The sequence below is a fragment of the Paraconexibacter antarcticus genome (genome assembly GCF_024220175.1).
Classification (GTDB): domain Bacteria; phylum Actinomycetota; class Thermoleophilia; order Solirubrobacterales; family Solirubrobacteraceae; genus Paraconexibacter; species Paraconexibacter antarcticus.
The window spans coordinates 2,214,327-2,236,582 of the sequence record NZ_CP098502.1; the positions used below are offsets into that span (position 1 = coordinate 2,214,327).

At 72.8% G+C, this 22,256-nt stretch carries 19 protein-coding genes; 12 read left to right on the forward strand and 7 right to left on the reverse strand.

The features are described from left to right. Nucleotides 1-7 precede the first annotated feature (7 nt). The 5 genes from NBH00_RS10855 to NBH00_RS10875 form a co-directional block, all read right to left on the reverse strand. Nucleotides 8-1,246, reverse strand: a complete 1,239-nt coding sequence (locus NBH00_RS10855; protein ID WP_254573351.1) for a DUF445 domain-containing protein — start codon at nucleotides 1,244-1,246, stop codon at nucleotides 8-10. Continuing rightward, nucleotides 1,246-1,941 (reverse strand): Abi-alpha family protein, encoded by a 696-nt coding sequence (locus NBH00_RS10860; protein ID WP_254573352.1) that lies wholly within the window; start codon nucleotides 1,939-1,941, stop codon nucleotides 1,246-1,248. The genes NBH00_RS10855 and NBH00_RS10860 overlap by 1 nt, the downstream gene beginning before the upstream one ends. Nucleotides 1,942-2,051: 110 nt before the next feature. Beyond that, nucleotides 2,052-3,953: an alpha/beta hydrolase family protein gene (locus NBH00_RS10865; protein WP_254573353.1), complete on the reverse strand. Its 1,902-nt coding sequence runs from the start codon at nucleotides 3,951-3,953 to the stop codon at nucleotides 2,052-2,054. Next, nucleotides 3,950-5,260, reverse strand: coding sequence for a wax ester/triacylglycerol synthase domain-containing protein (locus tag NBH00_RS10870; protein WP_254573354.1), 1,311 nt, complete (start codon nucleotides 5,258-5,260; stop codon nucleotides 3,950-3,952). Before NBH00_RS10870 ends, NBH00_RS10865 begins: the two co-directional genes overlap by 4 nt. 2 nt (nucleotides 5,261-5,262) lie before the next feature. Next, on the reverse strand, nucleotides 5,263-6,813 hold the full coding sequence (locus tag NBH00_RS10875; RefSeq protein WP_437126618.1) for an aldehyde dehydrogenase family protein: 1,551 nt from the start codon (nucleotides 6,811-6,813) through the stop codon (nucleotides 5,263-5,265). Between the two features lie 111 nt (nucleotides 6,814-6,924). Between NBH00_RS10875 and NBH00_RS10880 the strand changes: the two genes are divergently transcribed. From NBH00_RS10880 to NBH00_RS10890, 3 genes are all read left to right on the forward strand, one after another. Beyond that, on the forward strand, nucleotides 6,925-7,806 hold the full coding sequence (locus NBH00_RS10880; RefSeq protein ID WP_254573356.1) for an alpha/beta fold hydrolase: 882 nt from the start codon (nucleotides 6,925-6,927) through the stop codon (nucleotides 7,804-7,806). Nucleotides 7,807-7,911: 105 nt separating this feature from the next. After that, nucleotides 7,912-9,102: a thiolase family protein gene (locus tag NBH00_RS10885; protein ID WP_254573357.1), complete on the forward strand. Its 1,191-nt coding sequence runs from the start codon at nucleotides 7,912-7,914 to the stop codon at nucleotides 9,100-9,102. Continuing rightward, nucleotides 9,099-10,721, forward strand: coding sequence for a GMC family oxidoreductase (locus tag NBH00_RS10890; protein ID WP_254573358.1), 1,623 nt, complete (start codon nucleotides 9,099-9,101; stop codon nucleotides 10,719-10,721). Before NBH00_RS10885 ends, NBH00_RS10890 begins: the two co-directional genes overlap by 4 nt. On the opposite strand, the gene NBH00_RS10895 is transcribed toward NBH00_RS10890, so the two are convergent. Next, nucleotides 10,694-11,854, reverse strand: coding sequence for a LuxR C-terminal-related transcriptional regulator (locus NBH00_RS10895; protein ID WP_254573359.1), 1,161 nt, complete (start codon nucleotides 11,852-11,854; stop codon nucleotides 10,694-10,696). The two genes, NBH00_RS10890 and NBH00_RS10895, sit on opposite strands and share 28 nt — an antisense overlap. 180 nt (nucleotides 11,855-12,034) lie before the next feature. Here NBH00_RS10895 and NBH00_RS10900 point away from each other — a divergent pair, with 180 nt between their 5' ends. From NBH00_RS10900 to NBH00_RS10940, 9 genes are all read left to right on the forward strand, one after another. Beyond that, nucleotides 12,035-12,859, forward strand: coding sequence for an enoyl-CoA hydratase/isomerase family protein (locus NBH00_RS10900; RefSeq protein ID WP_254573360.1), 825 nt, complete (start codon nucleotides 12,035-12,037; stop codon nucleotides 12,857-12,859). After that, nucleotides 12,856-14,028: an acyl-CoA dehydrogenase family protein gene (locus NBH00_RS10905; protein ID WP_254573361.1), complete on the forward strand. Its 1,173-nt coding sequence runs from the start codon at nucleotides 12,856-12,858 to the stop codon at nucleotides 14,026-14,028. The genes NBH00_RS10900 and NBH00_RS10905 overlap by 4 nt, the downstream gene beginning before the upstream one ends. A gap of 11 nt (nucleotides 14,029-14,039) precedes the next feature. Next, on the forward strand, nucleotides 14,040-14,858 hold the full coding sequence (locus NBH00_RS10910; RefSeq protein WP_254573362.1) for an SDR family NAD(P)-dependent oxidoreductase: 819 nt from the start codon (nucleotides 14,040-14,042) through the stop codon (nucleotides 14,856-14,858). Between the two features lie 31 nt (nucleotides 14,859-14,889). After that, nucleotides 14,890-16,455, forward strand: coding sequence for a class I adenylate-forming enzyme family protein (locus NBH00_RS10915; RefSeq protein WP_254573363.1), 1,566 nt, complete (start codon nucleotides 14,890-14,892; stop codon nucleotides 16,453-16,455). Beyond that, nucleotides 16,452-17,780, forward strand: coding sequence for a cytochrome P450 (locus NBH00_RS10920; RefSeq protein WP_254573364.1), 1,329 nt, complete (start codon nucleotides 16,452-16,454; stop codon nucleotides 17,778-17,780). Before NBH00_RS10915 ends, NBH00_RS10920 begins: the two co-directional genes overlap by 4 nt. Then, nucleotides 17,777-18,160, forward strand: coding sequence for a hypothetical protein (locus NBH00_RS10925; protein WP_254573365.1), 384 nt, complete (start codon nucleotides 17,777-17,779; stop codon nucleotides 18,158-18,160). Before NBH00_RS10920 ends, NBH00_RS10925 begins: the two co-directional genes overlap by 4 nt. Before the next feature lie 74 nt (nucleotides 18,161-18,234). Beyond that, the gene (locus tag NBH00_RS10930; RefSeq protein WP_254573366.1) at nucleotides 18,235-18,423 is read left to right on the forward strand and encodes a type II toxin-antitoxin system HicA family toxin; all 189 of its coding nucleotides are present in this window, start codon (nucleotides 18,235-18,237) and stop codon (nucleotides 18,421-18,423) included. 35 nt (nucleotides 18,424-18,458) lie between these two features. Continuing rightward, the gene (locus NBH00_RS10935; RefSeq protein ID WP_254573367.1) at nucleotides 18,459-18,698 is read left to right on the forward strand and encodes a type II toxin-antitoxin system HicB family antitoxin; all 240 of its coding nucleotides are present in this window, start codon (nucleotides 18,459-18,461) and stop codon (nucleotides 18,696-18,698) included. 455 nt (nucleotides 18,699-19,153) lie between these two features. Next, entirely contained in the window at nucleotides 19,154-20,407 is a 1,254-nt protein-coding gene (locus tag NBH00_RS10940; protein ID WP_254569724.1) for an IS701 family transposase, read from the forward strand. 337 nt (nucleotides 20,408-20,744) lie between these two features. On the opposite strand, the gene NBH00_RS10945 is transcribed toward NBH00_RS10940, so the two are convergent. Beyond that, nucleotides 20,745-22,184 (reverse strand): flavin-containing monooxygenase, encoded by a 1,440-nt coding sequence (locus NBH00_RS10945; protein ID WP_254573368.1) that lies wholly within the window; start codon nucleotides 22,182-22,184, stop codon nucleotides 20,745-20,747. Between the last annotated feature and the right edge of the window lie 72 nt (nucleotides 22,185-22,256).

Below are 22,256 nucleotides of genomic sequence, written 5' to 3' on the forward strand. Positions count from 1 at the left end.
CGCGGCCTTAGGCCAGCGCGGTGATGAGCTGCACCTGGAGTTCGCCGAACAGGAAGCCCAGCGTGGCGCCGAGCGCGACGACGATCCACTCGTCGTCCTTGAACACGGGACGCAGGAGGTTCTCGTACGTGTCCGCGTCCATCTGCGACATCTTCTCGACGATCGTGTTCTCGATGTCCAGCGCCTCGGCGGCGTAGACCTCGATGTGCTGCGAGGTCTCGGGGAGCCGCTCGATGATCTTCGTCGCGATCGTCTGCTTCATCGCCTGGTAGCGGCGTCCCCCGACGGCGATCGACACGAACCGGCCGGCGAGCCCGGCCTGCTGGTCGATCGTGCGCTCGATCTCCTCGTTGATGAGCTCGTAGAAGCGGTCGGACATCGGCCCGGTCAGGAGGCTCTCGAAGACGGCGGCCGGCGTGAACATGTCCTTCGCGAGGACCTCCGCGTACAGCCGGGTCGCCTTGTCGCGGCGGTTGTGGAACAGGCCCTGCCAGCGGATGCCCGGCGCCAGCCGCCGCTCCTGCTTGGGGCGGAAGATCATCGTCAGGGCGATGTAGTCGGTGAGCCCGCCGACGAGCAGGCCGAACAGCGGGAGCACGAGGTGCCGGCCGGTGATGCCGAAGACCGCCGCCTGGATGAGCCCGATGTAGAAGCCGAAGTAGATCCCGGACCGGATGATGAACGCGAAGGCGTCGTCGCCGAGCGTCTTGAACATGCGGTTCAGCGCGTGCTTGTCGCGGACGAGGTTCGACACGACCATGTGCTTGATGTCGAAGACCTGGTCGAGGTTCTCGCGAACCTGGTCCATGAGGTTGCGCGCGGCCTCGGGGGCGCGACGCTGGACGTTGGCGATCACCGCGCGCCTCGCGACCTGCGGCATCGTGTTCCACAGCCGCGGCTGATACTCGACCATGATCGTCTCGACGATGTCCGCGACCGCATCGTGCAGCGGGCCCTCGAGCTCACGCGCAAGGTCGTCGGGGTCGATGCGATCGAACAGCTCCTCCGGCTTCAGCAGCTCGGCGGTGATCGAGTCGACAGCGATCCCGGCCATCTTCGCCGCGCGCTTCGGGATCTGGCCCTGCCACCCGAAGATCGGGCGGATGCCCTTGAACTCAACGGGGTTGAACATCATCCAGACGGCGAGGAGCTTCGTGAGCCAGCCGACGAGCGCGGCGGCGAACGGGATCGAGACGTACACCCACACCGGGTCCTCGCCGAAGTGCAGGAAGGCGGCGGGAGCCATCAGGTCGTCGCGTCCCACAGCTCGCGGCCGAGCGGTGAGAGGCGGACGGTCTGGCGGATGATCCGGGGGCCGAGCGGCCCGCGGGAGATGCCGCCGATCGCGGCCCGGACGGCGGCGTCGCTCAGCAGCAGCTCGTACTCGTCGCGGATCGACGTGTCCTCGGGCCCGGTCTCGACGAGGCCGAGCCGGCGCAGGTGCGCGACGTAGATGTGGGTCCGGTCGGGCAGCGCGACGCCGGCCGCGCGGCCGACGCTCGACGCGTTCTCCAGGACGCGCTTCTGGAACGGGCCGACGCCCGGCTCGGCGACGTGGACGAGCGGGTAGGCCGACCCGTCCGACAGCGCGGACAGGATGCGCGCCTCGTCGGGGACGATCTCCGCCAGCAGCGTCCCGTGCAGCGCGCGGCGGCTGTCGGCCGGGGTGTTCCTCATCGACTGGCGCAGCAGCGCGCCCATGGTCTCGGCCGGGCTCGGGGGCGGCCCGGGCGAGGCCGGCTCGGGCGCCTCGCCGAGGGCCGCCAACGGGCGGTCGTCGACGCCGTCGAGGCGGCGCTTGAGCTCGCGGACGAGCGCCCGCTCGGCCTCGGCGACCTGCGCCTCGAGCGTACGGACGCCGGGGATCTCGCGGGCGACGGCGCGGGTCTGGCCGGCCACGGCCCCGAGGGCCCCGAACACGGAGGAGAACGGGACGGCCATCAGCATGCCAAGGTACCGATCGGCGACCCGGTTCGGCGCGCGACGTCGAGGCTGCCGCTCGGGGCGGGAGCGTGCGGGTCCCCAGGCAGACATGCGCGACGCACCGGGGCTCAGCGCCGCAGCCTGATGCTGCGCGCGACGTCGACCGCGCGCGACGGCGATCCGCCACGGGCCCGCAGCCGCAGCCGGTAGGACCCCGCGTAGACGGTCCGATGGCCGTGCAGGCGCAGGCGGACGCTGCCGCCGGGCGCCAGGCGAGCGCGGCGAACCGAGGCGACGGTCCGTCCGCCGGCGGTCCGCAGGGTGAGCGTCACGCGGGTTAGCGGCCCGTCGGTGCCGCCGACGCGGACCGACACCCCGCCGGCGGAGATGATGCGCCGGGCCGACGCGGTGCCGAGGAGCGTCAGGGACGGTCGCCGGACGGCACCGGCGGTGCACGGGCCGAGATTCGGATTCGTGCCGTCGTCGGCGTGCGTCGCGACGCGGAGGTAGCCATAGAACGCGGGTCCGCAGTCGTCGGCGGCGGGGCGGAGCGCGCGGCAGCCGGCCCGGAGGTCCTCGCAGGCGACCGCCCGGCCGGCACGAGTGTGGATGGCGATCCGCGAGCGGTACAGCCGCGAGAGGAGGTTGGCGTCACGGGCGGGGTCGTGAGCGGCACCGCGGGCGTCGTGGCGCCAGCGATCGGTCAGCAGGCGGGCGTCGGCGGTCGGGTCGTGCTTCAGGTACTTGTCGAACCAGGCGACGGTGTACCACGCGCCGAGATCGACGCCGCGCAGCGTGCCGACGGGGTAGGCGACCCAGGACCAGTCCAGGTGGTTGGCGCCGCGGACGACGATGTTCGCGCTGTCGACACCGGCCTTCGTATACGCGACGGAGGCCTGTGCCTTGTCCTCCGGGTTCGGGCGCTCGAGGAACGGCGCGGGGTCGAGGAGGTAGTCGCCGCTGAGGCCGAGCGCGGGCTTGGTCAGCGGGACGTCGGGGGCGGATCCGGGCGGGGCCCCGACGCAGTCGGGCGGCAGCCCGGTCAGCGCGCGCGGGAACGGGATGCCGAGCAGGCCGGCGGGGTTCGCGGGGTCGATCGTGAACAGGCCGGCGTTCTCGGTGCTCGTCGAGTCTCGCGGGACGCAGAGGGTGTCCCACGCGACGACCGCGTCGATCCGCGGGTCGGCCTGGCCGAGGTAGCCGGCGGCCTCGGCGCCGTAGGAGTGGCCGGCGATGCCGATCCGGCCGGGGTCCAGCATCCGCCACAGCGGGTTGTTCGCGGCGTCGAGTCCCGCGGCCACGCGGCGTCGCTGCTTGTCCGCGTGGCTCGTGCCCGTCGTGCGGCTGGGGCGGGGGACGTACGGGTGCGCGGGCGTGGACAGGAGGAAGTCCAGCGCGTCCTCGCCGCCGTCGTAGAACGGGCCCCCGTCGCCGACGGGCGGCGTGCCCGCGATGAGGCTCTCGAAGCGGTCCGGCGCCGCACCGAACTGGTCGGAGGCGCCCTCGCCCTGGGCGTCGAAGGTGAGGACGACGTACCCGCTCTTGGCCAAGGCCTGGGCGGCCCACCAGTAGGCCTGCTCGAAGCCGACGATCGAGCCGTTGACGATGACGATCCCCGGGCGGTGACGCGGCCCGCGGCGGGTGGCCCACACGTGGCCGGAGAGCGTCGCGCCGTCGCGAGCGGTGAACAGCACGGGCTCGACGATGCCCTTGCCGTCCGCCCAGTGGTCCAGGCGCGGGTCGGCCACGCAGACGGGGATCGGGAGGGTGCACGGGTTCGGGTTCGGTGCGCGCTCGGGGTCGCGCGAGGCGATCTCCGCGCGGCCTGCGGTCTGACGGGCGGCGGCCGCGAGGACCTGGGCCTCGAGACCGGGCGAGAGGTCGGCGCCGCGGGTGGTCGACAGCGCGATGTTCGCTGCCTGCTCGGGCAGCCCCAGCGGATCTCCGGCCGGGGCTGCGGACGCCGCTGCGGGCAGGGCGAGGGTCGCGAGCGTGAGGAGGATGCAGGTACCCCGCCGGCGGGCAGTCACGCCGGGACCGCCCCCGCCGCGACGCCGACCGCCGTGCGCAGCTCCTCGAAGGCCGCATCCAGGCACTCCGCGAGGAACGCGGGGTCGGGGACCATGCGGCGGCAGCTGACGAACGAGGCGTCGATGACGCCGCAGTAGCTGAAGACGCCGAATACGAGTCCGGTGCCACTGAAGATCGGTGCGACGCCGAAGAAGCGCTCGGCCTTCGCGCCGTTCATGTAGAGCGGCACGTGCGGGCCGGGGACGTTCGAGACGCCGATGTTGAACGTCGGCCGCCGCGCGCCGAACGCGAGCTGGCTCGCGGCGAGCGCCCTACCTCCAGGCGAAGGGCGAGAGCACCGCGGACAACCTCGTGTGCGCGCAAGGGCGAGGAGTCCACCGGCGGCAACGACATCGCCTTCCTCTTCGTCGCCCTCGGCTCCGACGTCGCCGACCCCGTCGCCGATATCGCCTGCTGCATCCCGAGCGTTGACGATGACGTCGTTCACGGTGGCGCCCTCGACGAGCTCGCGCATCCGCTTGACCTCGGCGAGCGGGAACGTCCGCCCGTCGAGGACGCGGTGCGGGGAGAGCTCGGCCTGGAAGCGCGTGCGGGGAACGGCCGGCGGCAGCAGACCGCCGCTCGAGCCGCGGCTGCCGAGGACCGCGCCGGGGAGCAGCCGGGCGGCGGGGGCGAAGCGCACCACCGCGCGGGCGACCCGCAGCGGTGCGTGGACGAGGTTGTTCGCCGCGGCCCTCGTGAGCAGCTGCCGGGCGCCGGGCCGGCGCTCGCCGTGCCACGAGTCGGGGATCGCAGTGGCGTCGAGTTCGGGGGTGAGGTCGTGGATTGCGCTGATGATGTCGCGCATCGAGTGGCCGTCGACGGCGACGTGGTGGAGCTTCGTGAAGATCGCGTAGGAGCCGGCCGGGACACCCTCGACGTGGTCGAGGCCCTCGATGACCCACATCTCCCACGGCGGGCGGTTCATGTCGAGCGGGCGGGCGTCGATGCGGGCGATCTGGATGCAGAGCTGGCGCCAGTCGGCGGGCTCGGGCAGGCGGACGTGCCGCACGTGGAACTCGAGGTCGAAGTGCTCGTCCTCGATCCAGTACGGGTGGTCGAGATCCAGCGGCACGCGGACGAGGCGGCGGCGGAAGACGGGCGAGCACGCCAGCCGGCGCTCGAGGTGAGCGAGGATGTCGCGGAACCGCACGTGCCCCCCGGGCGCCGTGGACGGGTCGTAGATCCCGACGATGCCCCCGTGCGCCGCCCAGTTCTCGTTGTCGAAGTGGGCGAACATCGCGTCGTGGGCGTTGAGCTGCTGCACGGTCAGGCCTTTCGGAAGCGGCGCCCGCGGCGGGCGCCGAGGAGCCGGAGGACGCGACGCAGCAGGTGGTCCCGCCCTGCGGTGTAGGGGTACCAGGCGAGCTCCGCCCGGGGCGCGACGCGCGCCGAGGTGATCGCCTGGGCCCGGCTGTACTTTCGCAGGCCTGCGGCGCCGCCGAGGCGCGCGCCGATCCCGGACGCCTTCCAGCCGGCCTGCGGCACGGGGAAGGTGAAGATGTTCTTGAAGACGTCGTTGACGTTGACCGCCCCGACGTCGAGCCGGCGGGCGAGCGCGTCGCCGCGCGCGCGGTCGCGGGTCCAGACGCTGGCCGACAGCCCGTACGGCGAGTCGTTCGCCAGCCGGACCGCCTCGTCGGCATCGGCGACACGCATGACCGGCAGCAGCGGCCCGAAGGTCTCCTCCTGCATGCAGAGCATCTCGTGGTCGACGTCGAGCAGGATCGTTGGCTCGTAGAACCAGCCGGGGCGGGCAGGAGCCTGCCCGCCGGCGGCGATGCGGGCGCCGCGCTCCCGCGCGTCCGCCACGTGGCGCTCGACGATCTGCCGCTGCGCGGCGTTGGCCATCGCGCCGACGTCGAAGGCGGCGCCGTCGCCGGGGCCGCCCTGGCGCAGCCGGGCGACGGCCGCGGTGAGCCGCGTGACGAACGCGTCGTGGACCGGCGCCTCCACGTAGATGCGCTCCACCGACACGCAGGCCTGCCCGGCGTTGAACAGCCCGCCCCAGGCGGCGGCGTTCGCCGCGCGGTCGAGGTCGGCGTCGGCGAGGACGATCATGGCGTCCTTGCCGCCGAGCTCGAGGCTGCAGGGGATCAGGCGCTCGGCCGCGCGGGCCCCGATCCGCCGACCGGTCGGCGTGGACCCGGTGAACTGGACGTAGTCGACCTCCTCGACGATCGCGGCGCCGGCCTCGCCGGCACCGATCGCGACCGCGAGCACGTCCGGGGCGCCGAGGTCCTCGCGCCAGCCGTCGGCGACGGCGGCGGTGGCGAGCGGCGTGAACTCCGAGGGCTTGACGAGTACGGCAGCGCCGGCGATCAGGGCGGGGACCGCGTCGACGAGGGCGATGATGAGGGGGAAGTTCCAGGGGCAGATGACGCCGACGAGCGGGCGCGGCCGGTAGCTCACGGTGAGCTGCGAGGCGGCGGTGAGCAGGCCGTGCGGCCGGGGGTGCTCGTCGGCGAGGAACTCCTCCGCGTGGTCTGCGTAGTAGTTGATGAGGTCGACGCAGACCGCGAGCTCGAACGCGGCCTCGCGGCGCGGCTTGCCGGTCTCCTGCTGGAGCGTCGTCGTGAGCTGGTCCTCGTGGTCGAGCAGCCAGTCGCGCAGCCGCCGGACCCAGCTGACGCGGGCCGCGACACCGCCGGCCTCCCACCCCTTCTGCGCCGCCCGCAGCCGGGCCGCGGTCGCCCCGACGTCGCCTGCCGTGTGGGTGGCGACGGTGGCGATCGGGGTGCCGGTCGAGGGGTCGTCGACCTCGAGGGTGGCGCCGCGAGCGGCGGGCCCAGGGGCCGGGGCTGTGAGGTGAGAGCTGATGCGCCGATGCTCGTGGGCAGCCTGCTGACGTGCCACATGCCGAATGGGGGGACTAGCACCGACCAACGGCGGGTGGCCCTCGCGGGAGTCAGCGGCGAGGCTCGGCGCCACATGAGCGCAAAACCCCACCAGCTCCACGCGGCCCCGGAGATCGGCGTGCGGCGCGTCTGGCTCGCCGGGCACGACACCCGCGTCCTGGAGGTCTCGGGCACGGGGCCGGCCCTGGTGCTGATCCACGGCTTCTCCGACAGCGCCGACAGCTGGCGGCCGCTCCTGGCCCGCGCCGCGCGCGCCGGCCGCCGGGCGGTGGCGGTCGACCTGCCGGGCTTCGGCGCGGCGGGCGCACCGAACGGCCCGGTGCTCGGCTCCTTCACCGCGGTCGCGCGGGCGGCCGCCGAGCGCGCGGCCGGTCCCGGCGGGGGCGCCGTGCTCGTCGGCCATTCGATGGGCGGCATGGTCGCGATGCAGACGGCGATCGAGGACGACGGGCGGCTCGCCGGGATCGTCCCGGTCGCCACCGCGGGCCTGCACCATCCGGGCTGGATCGCGGCCGTCGGGTCGCGCCCCGGCGCCTGGCTCGCGCGGACGCTGCCGGCAGGCCTCGTGCACGCCGGCGCCCGCGCCGGCGTGCGCCGCCTGGCCGTGCACGAGGTCAGCCCGGATGTCGCCGAGCACCTCCCGCGGCAGGCCGGCCACCTGCGGGGTCGCCGTGTCGCCGAGCAGGTCGAGCTGCTGCGCCGGCTGCGGGCCCAGACGACGATCCCCCTCGAGGTCGCGCGGATCGCCTGCCCGGTCCTGTTCGTCTGGGGCGGGCGCGATGCGGCCGCCGTCTTCGCCCGCAACCGGGCGCGGCTGGAGGGCCTGGCCGCCGGTGCCCCCTCCTCGCGCGGCGTCGTCATCGAGGAGTGCGGCCACACCCCGCAGCTCGAGGCGCCGCAGGAGCTGTGGGCGCACGTCGAGGACTTCGCGGGGTCACTCGGCCGCGGCGCCTGACCGGCGTCCGCTGCCGAATGGGGGGAGGACCACCGACCAATGGCAGGTGGTCCGGCCGCCCGGCAGGCGGGACGCTTGCAGCCCACCTCAGATCAGGAGAGCACCTTGCAGCACGACATCTACGTCGCCGGCGCCGGCATGACGACCTTCGGCAAGCAGCTCGAGCGCGGCCTGCGCTCGCTGGCCGAGGAGGCCGTCCGGGACGCCCTCGCCGACGCCGGGGCGGGCCCCGAGGTCGTCGACCACGTGTTCTTCGCCAACGCCGTGGCCGGCCTCATCACCGGGCAGGCGTGCGTCCCCGGCCAGGTCGCCCTCCGGCACACCGGGCTGCTGGGCATCCCGATCGTCAACGTCGAGAACGCGTGCGCCTCGGGCTCGACGGCGTTCGGCCTCGCGTGCACCCAGCTGATGGCGGGCACCGCGGACGTCGTCATGGTCGTCGGGGCCGAGAAGCTCTCCCACGCGGACAAGGCCCGGAGCTTCGCCGCCTTCTCCGCGGGGTACGACCAGGAGGAGCCGCCGAGCGCGGCGCCGCCGGCCGTGGAAGGCGCCCCGACCCGCTCGGTCTTCATGGACGTCTACGCCCAGATGGCCCACCAGTACATGGCGCGCTCCGGGGCGGTCGCCGAGGACTTCGCGCAGGTCGCCGTCAAGGCGCATCGCCACGGCGCGCTGAACCCGAAGGCGCAGTACGGCGACCCGCTCACCGTCGACGGCGTGCTCGGCAGCCGCACGATCGTCGACCCGCTCACGCTCATGATGTGCTCACCGCTGAGCGACGGCGCCGCCGCGCTCGTGCTCGCCAACGAGCGCGGGCTCAAGCGCCTGAACGCCGACCCCGTCCGCGTGCTCGCGGCGACCCTCGTGTCCGGCCGCGACCGGACCAACGGCGACCGGACCGCGGTCGAACGCGCCGCGCGCGACGCGTACGAGGTGGCCGGCGTCGCGGCGGCCGACATCGACGTCATCGAGCTGCACGACGCCGCCGCACCGGCCGAGCTCATCGTGTCCGAGGAGCTCGGGCTGTGCGAGCCGGGCGGCGGGCCCGAGCTGCTGCGCTCCGGCGCCACGACGATCGGCGGCCGCGTGCCGATCAACCCGAGCGGTGGCCTGCTGTCCAAGGGGCACCCGGTGGGCGCGACCGGCTGCGCGCAGATCGTCGAGCTCGTCGACCAGCTCCGTGGGCGCTGCGGCGGCCGCCAGGTCGAGGGTGCGAAGATCGCCCTCGCCGAGAACGGCGGCGGCTACCTGGAGAACGACGCGGCCGTGGCCACCGTGACGATCCTCGCGCGATGACGGACGCCCTCGACTACGACTGGCTCGTCATCGGCTCCGGCTTCGGCGGCAGCGTCTCGGCGCTGCGCCTGACCGAGAAGGGCTACCGCGTCGGCATCGTCGAGTGCGGGCGGCGGTTCGCCGACGACGAGTTCGCCGAGCGCCTGACGCAGCTCCGGCGCTCGGTCTGGATGCCGCGCCTCGGGATGAAGGGCATCCTCCGGCTCACGGCGTTCAAGGACGTGATGATCCTCAGCGGGAGCGGCGTCGGCGGCGGCAGTCTCGTCTACGCGCAGACGCTGTACCGCGCGGGGGAGGGGTTCTTCGAGCGCTGGCGCGAGGTCAGCGGGTCGGCGCCGTCCCTCGACGAGTACTACGACACGGCCGAGCGGATGCTCGGCGTCGTGACCCACCCCCGCCGCACCGAGATGGACGGCCTGCTTCAGGGCGTGGCGGCGGACATGGGCGCGCCGGACAGCTTCCACCCGACCCGGGTCGGGGTCTACTACGGCACGCCCGGCGTGACCGTCGACGATCCGTACTTCGGCGGCGAGGGCCCGGCCCGCGCCGGCTGCATCGAGTGCGGCCAGTGCCTCATCGGCTGCCGCGAGAACGCGAAGAACACGCTCCCGAAGAACTACCTGTGGTTCGCCGAGAAGCGCGGCGCCGACGTGCTCGCCGAGCGGACCGTCGTCGGCATCGAGCCGCTGAACGGGACCGACGGCGCGACCGGCTACCGCGTCACGAGCGAGCGCACCGGGGCGTGGCTCCGGAAGGACCGGCAGACCCACACGGCCCGCGGCGTCGTCGTCGCCGCCGGCGCGCTCGGGACGAACCTCCTGCTCGCGCGGTGCAAGCACGGCGGGATGCTGCCGCGCCTCTCCGACCGCCTCGGCCACCTCGTCCGCACCAACAGCGAGTCGCTCACCGCCGTCACCGTCCCGGAGGACCGCGGCTGGGGGACGAACGTCACGATCACCGGCAGCATCCATCCCGACGAGGTGAGCCACAGCGAGGCCTGCACCTACGGCACCGGCGGGGACCTCATGGGCCTGCTGTTCACGCTCATGACGCCGGACGGCACGCGCCTGACGCGGCCACTGAAGCTCGTCGGCCAGATCCTGCGCCACCCGCGGCGCTTCGTCCAGGCGACCGACCCGCGCGGCTGGTCGGAGCGCTCGGTCATCACCGGGATCATGCAGACGCTCGACAACTCGATGCGCTTCGTCCCGAAGCGGCGGCTCCCCGGCGCCCGGCTGAAGATCACGACCCGGCAGGACCCCGAGCACCCCAATCCGCGGTTCCTCCCGATGGCCAACGAGGTCACCCAGCGGCTGGCCGACGCCAGCGGCGGCATCGCGCAGAGCTGGGTCACCGAGGCGCTGCTCGGCATCCCCGTCACCGCGCACCTGCTCGGCGGCGTGGTCCCGGCCGCGGACGCCTCCCGTGGCGTCATCGACCTCGACCACCGGGTGTTCGGCTACGAGAACCTGCTCGTCTGCGACGGGGCCGCGATCCCCGCCAACCCGGGCGTCAACCCGAGCCTCACGATCACCGCGATGGCCGAGCGTGCGATGGCCGCGGTCCCCGCGAAGCCGGGGGCCGAGCCCGCTCAGCCGCCGGCGATGATGCGCATGTAGCGCGAGACGGCCTCGGCGCGATTGGAGGCGTGGAGCTTCTTCAGGATCTGGCTCACGTGGCCCTTCACGGTGCCCTCGGTCACGACCATCCGCTCGGCGATCTGGCGGTTGGTCTCCCCGGTGGCCATGAGCTCGATGATCTCGAGCTCGCGCCGGGTGAGGAGGCTGTGGATCCGCGCCTGCGGGGCGGCCTGCGACGTGGACCGGCGGACCTCGCCGGCCGGGTCGGCGGAGCTCGCGATCTGCAGCCCGGCCTCGCGTGCGTCGGTCAGCAGGGCCTCGGTCGACCGGACGAGGTCGCGGACCTTCTCGCCCTGCTGGTGCAGCCGCTGCTGGAGGATCGACCGCTCGAGCGCGTACCCGTAGCCCTCGGCGAAGGCCGACAGCAGGTCGCGGTCGTAGGCGTCGTCGGTGCTCATGCGCGTCGCGTGGATGAAGCCGATGACCTGTCCCTCGGGCATCACCGGCGCGGCGACGTAGGAGCGGATGCGGGAGACGCGGGTGAGGTCGCGCATCGCGCGGGGGTTGTTCATGGCGTCCTCGACGATCATGGGGACGCGGCGGCGCAGCATCTGCGTCTCCAGGGTGAGTGCGTCGAGCTGCAGCGGCGGGCGGTCGGCGATGAACGCCTGCACCTTGGCGTTCCAGCCCGGGTCGGTGACCGAGTGCGCGGCCGCCGGCGTCACGACCCCGTCCTCGACCCGCCAGAGGATCGCGACGCGGAACCCGCACCGGGTGCACAGCACCTCCGGCGCCTTGGCGATCATCTGGTCCACGGAGCCGACGGTGCGCAGCTGGGCGAGGGCCCGCTGGACCTGCAGCACGCCGACGCCGCGACGGGCGAGCGTCTCGTCGGCGAGGAGCTGGCGCACCTCGGCGAGGTCCAGGGCCACGGCGGTCGCGCGGGCGGCGGCGGCGGGCCCCAGGCCGGGCAGCGCCTCGCGTAGGCCCGCCCACGCGGCGGCGAGCTGCTCCGCCAGGTCGGTGGCGTCCGGCGCGGGCGCGGCGTCTGCGGCGGCCGAGATGGCCGCGGCCGCGCGCAGGACCTCGGCCGCCCGCTCGGCGAGCGGGCCCGCGGGCCGGACGAGGGCGGACCCGACCGGCATGACCTCCTCGGTGACCCCGTGCGCCATGGCGGCAACCTTACGCCGGACCCCGCAGGCGGCGGCCGGCCGGCCGCCCGGACCGCGCCGGACCGGGCGCCGGAGCCGTTCGTCCGATGGGCCAGCGCATCCCCCCCTTTCGTCAGGTTCCGCTGCCGTGCGGCGCTTGGGACGGTGTCCGGGACGCCGCCCCCTCCAAGGAACCGACACGTGCCCGAACCCAGCGCCACCACCCCCGTGGTCCCGACGACCTCCACGCAGTACGAGCTCCGCGACCGCGCCGCGTGGATCCGGCTCACCCGTCCGGAGAAGAAGAACGCGATCGGCCCCGACGTGCTGGCGGGCATCGCCGACGGACTGGATCGCTCGCTCGAGGACGGCGCCCGCTCGGTCGTCATCACGGGCTCGGGCGGCGTGTTCTGCGCGGGGGCCGACCTCGCCCACGTGCTCGGCGGCCTCGACGACCTCTCGGGCATCGAGGCGCTCCTGGAGGACGCCGGGCAGCTCATGCGCCGCATCGAGCAGCATCCGCTCCCCGTGATCGCCGCGGTCGACGGCATCGCGATGGCCGGAGGCCTCGAGCTCCTCCTCGCGTGCGACATCGTCATCGCCACCACCGAGGCGCGCCTCGCCGACGGCCACGCGAACTACGGCCTCTTCCCCGGCGCCGGCGCGACGGTCCGGCTGCCCCGCCGCATCGGCGATGCCCGCGCGAAGTACCTCATGTTCACCGGTCTGCCCGCGACCGCCGAGGCGATGCGCGAGGCCGGGCTCGTCAACCAGGTCGTCGCGCCCGACGCCCTGGAGGCGACGGTCCGCCAGCTCTGCGGCCGCCTGGCGCAGACGAGCGGCGAGGGCATCGCGCGGATGAAGCGCGTCGTGGACGAGTCGTGGAACCTGACCACGGAGGACGCGCTCGCGGCCGAGCTCGACGCCGCCCGCGAGCACCTGCGCAGCGCCGACGTCGCCGAGGGCCTCGCGGCCTTCGCCGAGGGGCGCCGCCCCGACTTCAACCAGACCCGAGGAGCCGCATGAGCACCGTCGTCCAGCCGCAGGTCCCGTGCATCCTCAGCGACGAGCTCGAGGACTTCCGCGCGAGCGTCCGCTCGTTCGCGCAGGCCAAGCTGGCCCCCGGCTACCTCGACCGGGCGTTGTCGGACGAGACGCCGCGCGAGGTCCGCAGCATGCTCGCCGCGCAGGGCCTCATCGGCGTGGAGGTCAGCCCGGAGTACGGCGGCCAGGGCGCCGACCACCTCGCCGCGGGCATCGCCTGCGAGGAGGTCGCCCGCGCGGACTTCAACGCCGCCTACATGGTCTTCTCCTCGACCGTCGAGGGCTGCATCCTGGCGGCGCACAGCCCGCTGGCCGACGAGCTGCTGCCGCGGATCGTCAAGGGCGAGCTGAAGCTCTGCCTCGGGCTCACCGAACCCGGCAGCGGCTCGGACGCGGCGGCGATGAGCACGACCGCCACGCGCGTCGACGGCGGCTGGCGCCTGAACGGCGAGAAGACGTCCGTCACCGGCCTGCCGTCCGCGCACATGGCGATCGTCTTCGCCCGCACCGATCGCGGGCCGACGGGCTTCCTCGTCGACCTCGAGGACCCGACGGTGTCCCGCCAGCGCTTCCGCGACCCGGGCCTGCGGCCGGTCGGCCGCGGCGCCGTCACCTTCGAGGACACCTTCGTCCCCGAGGAGCGGCTGCTCGGCGTCGAGGGACGCGGCTTCGGGCTCGTCATGAAGGAGTTCGACTACACGCGCAGCCTGCTCGGCCTGATGGCGATCGCCGTCGCCGAGCGCGCGATCGAGCTCACCGTCGCCTACGCCCAGGAGCGCACGACGTTCGGGCGGCCGCTGTCGGAGTACCAGGGCATCACCTTCCCGATCGCCGAGCACCTGACGAAGCTCGAGGCCGCGCGCTGGCTCTGCTACCGCGCGCTCAGCCTCCGCATCGCCGGCCGGCCCCACACGAAGGAGGCCGCGATGGTGAAGTGGTGGGGACCGCACATCGCCCTGCAGGCCATCGAGGAGTGCATCGTCATCCACGGCCACGTCGGCTGGTCGGACGAGATGCCGCTGCAGGCCATGAGGCGCGACGTCTCCGCGCTGCTCATCGGCGACGGCACCCCGCAGATCCAGAAGCTGATCATCGCCCGCGACGTCTTCGGCCGCGAGCCGAAGACCCGTACCGCCGCCCCGACGAGCTGAGGACCGAAGCCATGCACACCCAGACCCACACCGACGACAGCCTCTCCGGGCTGCTCGACCTCACCGGGCAGGTCGCCCTCGTCACCGGCGCCGGCCAGGGGGTCGGCGAGGCCGTCGCCCGGATGCTCGCCGCCCAGGGCGCGACGGTCGCCGTCAACGACTACCGCGCCGAGCGAGCCGACGGCGTGGCCGCGGACATCGAGGCCGCGTCCGGTCGCGCCCTCGGGGTGCAGGCGGACGTGTCGGACCCCGAGAGCGTGCAGGCGATGGCAGACCTCGTCACCCGCGAGCTCGGCCCCGTCGACATCCTCGTCAACAACGCCGGCAACGCCGGCGCCGATCAGTCGGCGCTCGCGCCGGTCCCGAAGTTCTGGGAGTCCGACCCGGCCGACTGGGCGCCGTGGATCGACGTGAACTTCACCGGCGTCCTGCTCGCCACCCGGTCGGTCGTCGGCGGCATGGTCGAGCGCGGCCACGGCCGCGTCATCACCGTCATTTCCGACGCCGGGCGCGTCGGTGAGGCCGACCTCGTCGTCTACTCCGGTGCGAAGGCCGGCGCGGCCGGCTTCATGCGCGGGCTCGCGAAGTCCGTCGCGCCCCACGGCGTCACCGCCAACTGCGTCGCCCTCGGTGCCGTGCGCACCCCGACGATCGAGCCGATGCTCCAGAACGAGGCGATCCTCAAGAAGGTCCTGCGCGCCTACCCGCTCGGCCGGCTCGGCGAGCCCGCCGACCCGGCGGCGCTCATCACCTTCCTCGCCTCCCCGGCCGCGTCGTGGATCACCGGCCAGACCTACCCCGTCAACGGCGGATACTCGGTGTCCGCGTGATGCCCGCCCGGCCCGAGGAGAAGGAGACGACATGGAGCTGACGATGCTCGTCCGCAAGGGCGCCCAGCAGTTCGCCGATCGCCCGGCCGTCATCTGCGGCGACGGCGTCCAGACCTACGGCCGGCTCCACGAACGCGCCTGCCGCTTTGCGGGCGCCCTCGGCGCCCTCGGCGTCACGCCGGGCGAGCGCGTGATGACGCTCAGCGACAACGGCGCGGAGACGATCGAGCACATGGTCGGCATCGCGCTCGGCGGCTTCGTCCGCAGCGCCGCCTACACGCACAACAGCCCGGAGTCGAACCTCTACCTCCTGAACCTCGTCGAGGCCGTGTGCCTCGTCGTCCAGCGCCGCCACTACGACGGCATCGCGCCGCTCCTGGCCGACTGCCCGTCGCTGCGCCACGTCATCGTCTTCGACGGCGAGGCGCCCGAGGGGACGACCGACTACGAGACCGCGCTCGCCGCGGCGGCGCCCGTCGACCCGGGCACTGCCCCCGACCGCGACGCCGCGCACGTCGTCCGGTTCTCCGCCGGGACCACGGGCAAGCCCAAGGGCGTCCTCCACACGAGCGCCCGCTGGACCGCCGTCGGCAACGAGATGGCGCTCGTCATGCCCCGGCTGACGCCCGACGACCGCTACCTCGCCGCGGGCCCGCTGTCGCACGCGGCGATGCTCCCGATGTGGCCCGTCCTCGCCGCGGGCGGCGCCGTGGTGGTCATGCCCGCGTTCCACCCCGAGCGGTTCCTCGACCTGCTCGAGGAGCACCGCTGCACCGTCACGTTCCTCGTCCCGACCATGATCCAGATGATCGTGCGGACGCCGGGCGTGCACGACCGCGACGTGTCGAGCCTGCGCGTCCTCATCTACGGCGCGGCCCCGATCAGCGAGCAGACGCTCGCCGAGGCCGACGCCGTCTGGGGCCCGGTGATGTACCAGATGTACGGCCAGAGCGAGGGGGTCCCGCTGACCGTGCTGCGGCCCGAGGATCACGTCGCCGATCCGGCCGATCCGCGCCATCGCCTCCTGCGCTCGGCCGGACGGCCCACGCCCTCGAGCGAGATCACGATCGTCGACGAGGCCGGCGCCACCCTGCCGGTCGGCGAGGTCGGGGAGATCGCCGCGCGGTCGCCGACGGTCATGGAGGGCATCTGGCGCGACGCGGACGCCACCGCGCAGCGGCTGCTCCCCGACGGGCGCCTGCTCACCCGCGACATGGGCTACCTGGACGCGGACGGCTACCTGTTCCTCGCCGATCGCAAGGAGGACCTCATCATCTCGGGCGGGTTCAACATCTGGCCCGCCGAGCTCGAGAACGCGCTCGCCTCGCACCCGGCGGTGGCCGAGGCGGCGGTGGTCGGTGTCGCGCACGAGAAATGGGGGGAGACACCGCACGCCGCGGTCGTCCTGCGCGACGGGCACAGCGCCACGGAGACGGAGCTCGTCGACTGGACGCGAGAGCGCCTCGGCGCGGTCAAGCGCGTCACCGCGGTCGCCTTCGTCGACGAGCTGCCCAAGACGCCGATCGGCAAGGTCCTGCGTCGCGTCGTCCGCGAGCAGCTCCTCGCCGGCGACCCCCAGCCGGTGGCCGGCGCGTGACGACCATCGACGAGCTGCCGCGCCCCGGCCGACCGGGCGCGATCCTCGGCCTCGAGTACTGGCTCTCCCCGGAGCGGTTCTTCGACGACCTCGACGGTGTCGGCGAGCGCTTCGTCATCAAGATCCCGGGGCTGCCGACCTGGGTGTGCACGACGTCGCCCGAGGACGTGAAGACGATCTTCACCAAGGGCCAGGAGTCCCTGCGCATGGCCGAGGTCCTGCGCCGCTTCGCGCCGCACGAGCCACTCGTCGGCGGCGACTCGCTCATCTTCCTGGACGGCAAGGAGCACCAGCGCGAGCGCCGGACGCTCGCGCCGCCGTTCCACGGCGACCGCCTGAAGGCCTTCGAGCCGACGATGGTCCGCGTGACCGAGGAGCACCTGGGCTCGTGGCCGGTCGACCGTCCGGTCGAGGTCGTGCCGTTGCTCCAGGAGCTCACCCTCGACGTCATCATCGAGGTCATCTTCGGCGTCACCGAGGGCGACCGGGCCGCGCGGCTGCGGGAGGCGATCGCCGGCCTCGACGGCCTTGTGGGCTCCTGGCACTTCACCGCCGTCATGGTCTTCGCGCTCGCCCGGAAGGGAAACTGGCCCGGGGCCTACGGCAACATCCGCAACGCCGTCAAGCGGGTCGACGACGTCGTGCTCGAGGAGATCGCCCATCGCCGGCGCGAGGGTGCGGAGGACCGCGACGACTTCCTCGCGATGTACATGCGCACGGGCGCCGACGGCGAGGTCATGGACGACGCCCGCATCGCGCAGAACATGCGCGGGCTCCTGCTCGGCGGCCACGAGACGACGACACTCAGCATCGGCTGGATGATCGAGCGCCTCACGCGTCACCCGGATGTCCTCGACACCCTGCAGGCCGGCGTGGACGCCGGCGACGACGACTACCTCGACGCCGTCATCGCCGAGAGCATGCGGCTCCGGCCGGTCGCACCGTTCACCGGCCGCTGGGTCGAGAGCCCGTTCATGCTCGGCGACCTCGAGGTCCCCGCCGGCGTGGCCGTCGTCCCGTTCATCACGCTGCTGCACCGGCGTGCGGACATCTACCCGGACCCGCTGAGCTTCCGCCCCGAACGGTTCCTCGGGGTGCGTCCGGGGACCTACACGTGGCTCCCGTTCGGCGGCGGCGCCCACCGCTGCCTCGGCGGCGCGTTCGCGATGCTCGAGATGCGCGTCGTCATGCGGACGATCCTGCGCGAGCGGACGCTGCAGGCGACCGGGGACGCCGGCGAGTCGATGGTCCGGCGGCACTTCGCCGTCGCCCCGGGCCGCGGCGGGGTGGCCACCTTCGCCGCCCGCGCTCCGGTGCTCGTGTGACGACCCCGCGCCGCACCGCGGCCGTCGTGGCCGTCGCAGGGGCGATCCGCGCGGCCGCGGGCGTCGCGGCGCTGGCCGCTCCCCGGCGGCTGCTGCGCGTCGTCGACGCCGCCGATCCGGTGCCGGCGACGGTCGTTCTCGCCCGGGCCCTCGGCGCGCGCGAGATCGCGATGGGCGGCGCGGTCCTCGCGGCGGCGCGCGGCACGAGCCGTGGGCAGCGCGCCGCCCTGCTGACGGGGGCCGCGGTCGACCTGTCGGACCTCGTCACGCTCGGCGGGCTCGCCGGCAGCGGCGTCTCGCGCCGGAACGTCAGGGTGCTCCGCGTGGGGGTGGCGCTGGCGGTGGTCGTGCAGTTGGGTGGGCAGGCGGCGAGCTCGTGACGCGATCGTGGTGACCTTCGGGGGAGAGGCGTCACTTCGGCTCGGTCTGCTCGGCCTGCCAGGATGCCCGCCGGATGCCGCAGACGCAGAAGCAGTGGATCAAGATCCTCGAGGCCGAGGGCTGGACCCACGAGACCGGCGGCAAGCACCAGGTGAAGATGACCAAGCCCGGTCATCGGCCGATCACTCTCCCGGCGAACAAGCGTCAGGCCTACACGAAGGGCTTCGAGAGCGCACTCCGTCGGCAGGCCGGGCTGCAGTAGACCCGTCTTGACCCGATTACTACGATTGAGAGCACATGGCGACTGACGTCACGATCAAGATGCGCGAGGAAGACGGAAGCCTCTGGGCGACTGTCGAGGAGTACCCCGGCGTCTTCGCGACCGGCGACACGATCGAGGAGCTGGTCGAGAGTGTCCGCGAGGGCCTCGAGCTCGTCCTGAACGAGCCCGGCCAGGCGCACCGCTCGGTCACCGTGGCTGAGGTTGGACCCGTCTCGGAGGTCGCGACCTCCGAGATGCACCTCAGCATCGCCTGAACGGCCTCTCGGAGTTGGAGCGGGCGCTGCGGGCACGGCCTGGGTAAACGAACGGTCGGGACCGGTGAGGCTTCGTCGCCGGGTCCCGCTTCTGCCGTCGAAGGTGCAGGCAGTCGCCACGCACGTGGCCGGGCAGATGGGCCACGGCGCGAACCTGACTCTCGCCACCTACGGCCACCTCATCGAGGAACTCGACGGCGGCCTCCGCATCGACCCGGAGGCCGAGATTCGCGCGGCACGAGCGTCAAAGGTGTCCCTGAGTGCCCCGTGGGCCTGGCGCGCACCGACGTCGGGTAGACCTCAACGACAAACCCCCCGGGTTTCCAGGGGCTTTGACGAAGCGGGAGACGAGGCTCGAACTCGCGACCCTCAGCTTGGGAACTGACGTTTTCGGCCTAGTAGTGCTCCGTTAGGTTGTTGCAGGAGGTTATGGAGTCTTGGCGAACTTCTTGTGCATGAGTTCGTCGGCGGGGCAGGTCAAGATCGGGTCGGTGGCCGGTCTCTCGGACAAGCAGCTGGCGCGGGTGCGGCCGCGGCTTGAGGCGTTCGCGGAGGACATGTTCGAGCCAATGGTGCGTCGCGATCAGCGGCGGTGGGGCGGCGTGTATCTGCGGGGGTTGATGCTCGATGGCAAGCGCAAGAGCATCGAGCCGATGGCTGCCCGCCTGGAAGATGGCGATGAGCAGTGCTTGCAGCAGTTCGTCAACCAGTCGCCGTGGCGGTGGGAACCGGTGCGTAAGCGCTTGGCGGTCCGGCTCAGCGAGGCGATCGTGCCGGCGGCTTGGGTGATTGACGACACCGGCTTTCCGAAGTTCGGCGACAAGTCAGTCGGCGTGGCGCGCCAGTACTCCGGCGCTTTGGGGAAGGTCGGCAACTGCCAGATCGGGGTCTCGATCACCGCCGCCACCGTGCACGCGTCGTGCCCGATCGACTGGCGTCTGTTCCTGCCCGAGTCGTGGAACGAGGACCCGCGCCGCGCCGGCTGCAAAGTCCCCGACGACGTCGTGCATCGGCCGAAGTGGCAGCTCGCGTTGGACATGATCGACGAGCTTCAGGCGTGGGGGCTGCAGGCTCCGCCGGTGCTCGGCGACGCCGCCTACGGTGACGTGACGGAGCTGCGCATCGGCCTGGAAGAGCGCGACATCCGCTACGTGCTGGACGTCAAGGGCACCACGTCGGCGCTCCCGGCCAGCACCGAGCCGCAGACGCCGACCTACGCCGGCAAAGGACGGCCGCCCGCGCCGCGCTACCGCCGACCGTTCAGCAGCGTCGCGGCTTTGGCGGCCGAGGTCGGCGAGGACGCCTATCTGCGGATCTGCTGGCGCCAGGGCACCAAGGGCGAGCTGGCCTCGCGCTTCACCGCGATCCGCGTGAAGCTCTGCAACATCAAGCTGCGCAGCGCCCACGCAGACGGCAATCTGCCGGTCCGGTGGCTGCTGGCGGAGTGGCCCGAAGGCAAGAGCGCCCCGACCGACTTCTGGATCAGCGACCTCCCCGACGACACGCCGATCGCGGACCTCGTCGCGCTGGCGAAGCTGCGCTGGCGGATCGAGCAGGACTACCGCGAGCTCAAAGACGCCCTCGGCCTAGACCACTTCGAAGGCCGCTCCTGGCCCGGCTGGCACCACCACACAACCCTCGTCTCCGTCGCGCACGGCTTCCTGACCCTGGAACGACTGCGGCGACCTCAACGCCGGGCGGCCGCCTGACCTCACTGTTCGAGGTCGTTCGGGAGCTGCAAACGCTCTTGGCCTGCTGGCACGGGACATGCCCGACCTGCCGCAGACGGCTGCCGCCCGACACCCCCTACCTCAACGACACCTAACGGAGCACTATTAGGGCGGGGAGCAGCGGGCCGGCCGCGCGCGACCGCTGCCGCGCCAGAGTGCGGCATGTCCGCGGCGACGGCCGACCGGGCGGGCGGGCGCGCCCAAACTGCGGCTACCGGGAGTCGGCGAAGCCGTGCGGCAGCACGTTCGTGTTCGCGCCCCGCCGTGCCCGCGTCGGCCTCCCGCAGCCGGCTGTCGATCGGCGCCGCGGCCCGGGTCATGCGGCGGCCGCGGTTGTGTACGCCTCCGGATCAAAGCGGCGGGTTTGGCGCCGGTAGGAGGAGACGAACCCGGGGTAGATGGCGAACTGGCGGCCGGTGTCGTCGAGGTAGTAGCTGTTGCAGCCTCCGGCGGTCCACACGGTGTCGTTGCTGCGGCGGTCGACGTCGTCGACGAAGCGCTGGAGGGCGTCCTGGCGGACCTCGATCCGGCCGAGGTCGTTGCGCTTCATCACCCGCAGGGCGTCCATCACATAGGCGATTTGGGATTCGACGGTGAAGATCACCGAGTTCAGACCGATCGAGTTGGGTCCGAGGAGGATGAACATGTTCGGGAAGCCTGGGACGGTCGAGCCGAGGTAGGCGCGGGGCGACTCATCCCAGACGTGTCGCATCGTTCGACCTTCGTGGTTGACGATGCGGTCGACGAGCAGCGAGCGGCTGTACTTGTAGCCGATCGCGGTGATGATGGTGTCGACCTCGTGCCGGGTGCCGTCGGTGGTGATCACCGCGTCGGGCTCGACGCGGTCGATGCCGTCGGTGACGACCTGCGCGTTGTCGGCGGCGAGGGCGGGGTAGTAAGTGTTGGAGAGGATCGGGCGCTTGCAGCCGAAGCGGTAGCGCGGGGTGAGCTTCTCGCGCAGGACGGGGTCCTTGACCTGCCGGCGCAGATGCGCACGCCCGAGCGCCTCGATCGGCGCGATCATGCTCATGTGGCCGCGGAACCCGATGCCGCAGGCTTCGTACAGCCCGAAGATGATGTTGCGCTGGAGATCCTGGGCTGGGGGTGCAAGCTTGTAGAGTTGCCGCTCGACCCAGGGCACGGGCCGGTCGGGGTGCGGTATGACCCACGGCGGCGTCCGCTGGAACACCGTGAGGTGGCTGACCTCCGGCTGGATGCGCGGAACGAACTGGGCCGCGGCTGGGCCGGTTCCGATGACGGCCACGCGCTCGCCGGCCAACTTGTGCTCGTGGTCCCAGCGCGCGGAGTGAAACCGGTGCCCGGCGAACGTCTGCAGGCCGGGGATGTCGGGCTCGTCGGGCTCGGCGGTCGCGCCGATCGCCGTCACCAGCACCTCGCAGGTCATGTCGCCCGTGCTGGTGTGGACGTGCCAGCGGCCTTCCTCCTCGTCCCAGGTGCTGCGATGCATCTCGCAGCGCAGGCGGATGTGTGGGGTGACGCCGTGCCTGTCGGCGGTGTGGCGCACGTAGGCGAGGATCTCGTCCTGTCTGGGGAACAGGCGGGTCCAGTTGGCGTTCCGGGCGAAGGAGTAGGAGTACAGGTGGGTGGGGATGTCGCACGCACAGCCGGGGTAGGTGTGCTCGAACCAGGTTCCTCCGACCGATTCGTTGCGCTCGCAGATCACGAAGTCGTCGATCCCTGCCTGTCGCAGGCGCACACCGAGGCCGACGCCGGCGATGCCCGCGCCGATGATCACGAGGCGGTGGTGCGGCGCCTCAGCGGCGCCTGCCGGCCGGCGGCGTGAACGGGACGCTGTTGTGGACGGGGT